This window comes from Acinetobacter sp. EKM10A (assembly GCF_011075215.1).
Lineage (GTDB): Bacteria > Pseudomonadota > Gammaproteobacteria > Pseudomonadales > Moraxellaceae > Acinetobacter > Acinetobacter baumannii.
In genome coordinates, this window is sequence record NZ_JAALLK010000056.1 from 1 (window position 1) to 242 (window position 242).

A 242-nucleotide genomic window follows, 5' to 3' on the forward strand; every position below is an offset into this window, starting at 1 on the left:
GCAATTGACCTTGCAGGTATTGTTGAGCATGTAACTCTGGTTGAGTTTGACACTAAACTTCGTGCTGACCAAGTCTTGCAAAACAAGTTAAACAGCTTGCCAAACACCACAGTGATTATGAATGCCTTAAGCACAGAAGTATTGGGTGACGGTTCACAAGTAACCGGTCTTAAATATAAAGACCGTGCGACTGATGAAGAGCATGTGGTAGAGCTTGCAGGGATCTTTGTACAGATTGGTTT

At 42.6% G+C, this 242-nt stretch carries 1 pseudogene; it reads left to right on the forward strand.

The features are described 5' to 3' along the window. Nucleotides 1-242 (forward strand): annotated as a pseudogene (locus G9371_RS19055) (alkyl hydroperoxide reductase subunit F); the annotation flags it as partial.